Consider the following 3,374-nt stretch of genomic DNA (forward strand, 5'->3'; position numbering starts at 1 on the left):
ACACCCACCCACAGAAAAACCTGCCGACTTCTTGACTCAAGACAGAGAATGGCGACGTATTTCATGTGAGCTCTCGAAGACATTTCGAGACGCGTCGTGACTACTGAAACCCCTGGGGGGCAGACTATTTCGAGGGTGTAAGGGGACGTCCGCGGCGCCGGCTAGGCTACGACGGAAGCTGGCGCGGCGCGACCGCGCCGCCCACCCAGCGGCGCAGATAGGCGCGCAGGTCCTCGCCCGTGCGGGGCGGCCGGCCGGGGTCGACGACGAACGACTGGATGATCCGCAGCAGGTGTTCGGCGAGCTCGTCGAGTTCGTGGTCGGTGTAGCCGAGACCGGTCCAGTCGACGTCGAACCGGCGCAGCATCGCGTTCGCGAATTGCTGGGCGACGTCTGAGGTCACCGACTCGCTGTGGGCGTCGGCCCGGCCCGGCGTGACGAGCAGGCCGATGTGCTTGTCCTTGGGCAGCCACTCCAGTGCGGTGGCGATCGCCTCTGCGACCGCCTCGACCGGATCGGTGATGCCCTGCAGGTGCGTCGCGAGCCGCTCGAGGAAGTCGGCGGCCGCGTGCACCGCCGCCTCGACGAGCAGCGCTTCGGTGCTGGGGAAGTACCGGTACACGGTCTGCCGCGTGACGCCAAGGGTGCGGGCCACGTCGGCGATGCTGATGTCGGCGCCGCGCTCGTCGATCGCCCTGCCCGCCGCGGCGAGGATGCGCGCGACGGCCTCCTCGTCGGACGCGGGCGCCGCGCCTGACCAGCCGTGGGTGCGCATGGGCCGATGGTACGTCAGCCGGTGTGCTCAGCCGCGATAGCTGACCTGTAGGTCTTTCACCCCGTTGATCCAGCCCGATCGCAGCCGCTGTGGCTCCGCCAGCTTCGCGATGTCCGGTATCTGGTCGGCGATCTCGTTGAAGATCAGCTTGATCTCCATGCGGGCCAGGTTCGCACCGATGCAGAAGTGTGCGCCGTTGCCGCCGAAGCCGAGGTGCGGGTTCGGGTCGCGCAGGATGTCGAAGCGGAAGGGGTTCTCGAAGACGTCCTCGTCGTAGTTGGCCGAGCTGTAGAACAGGCCGGCGCGCTGCCCCTCGCGGATCGTCACGCCGCCGAGCTCGACGTCGGCGAGGGCGGTGCGCTGGAAGCAGTGCACCGGGGTGGCCCAGCGGACGATCTCGTCGACCGCGGTGTTCGGCCGTTCGCGCTTGAACAGCTCCCACTGGTCGGGGTGTTCGAAGAAGGCATTCATGCCGTGGGTCATGGCATTCCGGGTGGTTTCGTTGCCCGCCACCGCCAGCAGGATCACGAAGAACGCGAACTCGACGTCACCGAGCGACTCACCGTCGATGTCGGCCTCGATCAGCCGGGTGACGATGTCGTCGGCCGGGCAGCGCCTGCGCTCCTCGGCCATCGTGTAGGCGTAACCCATCAACTCGGCGTTGGCGGTCGTCGGGTCCGAGTCGAAGTCCGGATCGTCGGTGTTCATGATCGAGTTCGTCCAGTGGAAGAGCCGCTCGCGGTCGGCTTCCGGCACGCCGATCAGATCGGCGATGGCCTGCAGCGGGAGCGGCATCGCGACATCGTCGACAAAATTGCCGGAGTTTCGTTCTCTTGCGGCGCTGACGATCTCGCGGGCGGCCACCGCGAGCCGCTCCTCCAGCGCGGCGACCGACCGCGGCGTGAACAGCCGCGAGACGATCTTGCGCAGCCGGGTGTGTTCCGGGGCGTCGTGGTTGATCAGCAGCGCCTTGGTCAGGTCGAGCTGCTCGCTGGTGACCCCTTCGGGCAGCCGCATCACCGCGCCCTTGCGGTTGGTCGACCACAGGTCGCCGTTGCGCGAGATCGACTTGATGTCCTCGTGCCGGCTGATCACCCAGTAGCCGCCGTCGTCGAAGATCGACTCGGCCTGCTCGTTCCACCACACCGGCGCCGTGCGGCGCAGTTCGGCGAATTCGGTGACCGGGATGCCCTTGAGCAGGACGTCGGGGTCGGTGAAGTCATACCCGGGTCCGAACGGACAGCGGCTCTCCATGGTGGTCACGGCGAATACCTCCTTGTGTGACGCGGGCCACGTTCACCACGACCATACACTCTGCTGTCAAGTGTATGCCCGGTCGGGCGCGTTAGGGTTGTCGACTGTGCACGTCCTGGTGATCGGATCCGGCGCCCGCGAACACGCCCTGCTGCTCGCGCTGCGTCGCGACCCGGAGGTCGAGACCCTGGCCGTCGCGCCCGGCAACGCCGGCACCGCGGTCATCGCCGACCAGTACGACGTCGACGTGACCTCGGGCGAGGCGGTGACGAAACTGGCGCAACGCATCGGCGCCGACCTGGTGGTGGTGGGTCCGGAAGTGCCACTGGTGCTCGGCGTGGCCGACGCGGTGCGTGCGGCAGGCATCGACTGCTTCGGGCCGACTAAGGACGCCTCCCGCATCGAGGGCTCGAAGTCGTTCGCCAAGGACGTGATGACCGCCGCCGGCGTGCGCACCGCCACGAGCGAGATCGTGGACACCCCCGCTCGCCTCGACGAGGCGCTCGACCGGTTCGGGCCGGCGGCGGGGGATCCGGCGTGGGTGGTCAAGGACGACGGACTGGCTGCCGGCAAGGGCGTGGTGGTGACGGCCGACCGCGACGCCGCGCGCGCGCACGCCGCCGGTCTGCTCGACGCCGGCCACCCGGTGCTGCTCGAGTCCTTCCTCGACGGTCCCGAGGTGTCGCTGTTCTGCGTCGTCGATGGCGAGACCGTCGTACCCCTGCTGCCCGCGCAGGACTTCAAGCGCGTCGGGGACAACGACAGCGGACCCAACACCGGTGGCATGGGCGCCTACGCGCCGCTGCCGTGGCTGCCCGACGATGTCACCACGCAGATCGTCGACGACATCGTCAAACCCGTTGCCGCGGAACTGGTCCGGCGAGGCAGCTCGTTCTCCGGGCTGCTGTACGCCGGGCTGGCCATCACGTCCCGCGGGCCGGCGGTGGTCGAGTTCAACTGCCGATTCGGCGACCCCGAGACGCAGTCGGTGCTGGCGCTGCTGGACAGCCCGCTGGGTCAGCTCCTGCGCGCCGCCGCCACCGGGCAGCTGGCCGGCTTCGGCGAACTGCGCTGGCAAGAGGGCGCGGCGGTGACGGTGGTGCTCGCGGCCGAGAACTACCCCGGCCGAGCGCGGGTCGGCGACGCGATCACCGGGTCGGAGGCCGACGGCGTGCTGCATGCCGGTACGGCGCGCCGCGACGACGGCGCCGTCGTCTCGTCCGGCGGTCGGGTGCTGTCGGTGGTGGGCACCGGTGCGGACCTGTCGGCCGCCCGCGCCGCGGCCTATCGCCTGATCGAGTCGGTTCGCCTGCCCGGCAGCCACTTCCGGACCGACATCGGACTC

The 3,374-nt window shown here is 69.2% G+C and carries 3 protein-coding genes; 1 reads left to right on the forward strand and 2 read right to left on the reverse strand.

Translation table 11 applies throughout. The features are described from left to right. Positions 1–166: 166 nt before the first annotated feature. Both Q2100_RS21140 and Q2100_RS21145 read right to left on the reverse strand, forming a co-directional pair. Positions 167–775, reverse strand: a complete 609-nt coding sequence (locus tag Q2100_RS21140; RefSeq protein WP_302915634.1) for a TetR/AcrR family transcriptional regulator — start codon at positions 773–775, stop codon at positions 167–169. A gap of 27 nt (positions 776–802) precedes the next feature. Next, a complete protein-coding gene (locus tag Q2100_RS21145; RefSeq protein WP_407667671.1) occupies positions 803–2,029 on the reverse strand; it encodes a cytochrome P450 in 1,227 nt (408 codons plus the stop codon). A 106-nt stretch (positions 2,030–2,135) separates the two neighbouring features. Here Q2100_RS21145 and purD point away from each other — a divergent pair. Beyond that, a partial coding sequence (gene purD, locus Q2100_RS21150) for a phosphoribosylamine--glycine ligase (RefSeq protein ID WP_302915636.1) occupies positions 2,136–3,374 on the forward strand: 1,239 nt, incomplete at its 3' end.

The organism is Mycolicibacterium arseniciresistens, from assembly GCF_030519285.1.
GTDB classification, from domain to species: domain Bacteria; phylum Actinomycetota; class Actinomycetes; order Mycobacteriales; family Mycobacteriaceae; genus Mycobacterium; species Mycobacterium arseniciresistens.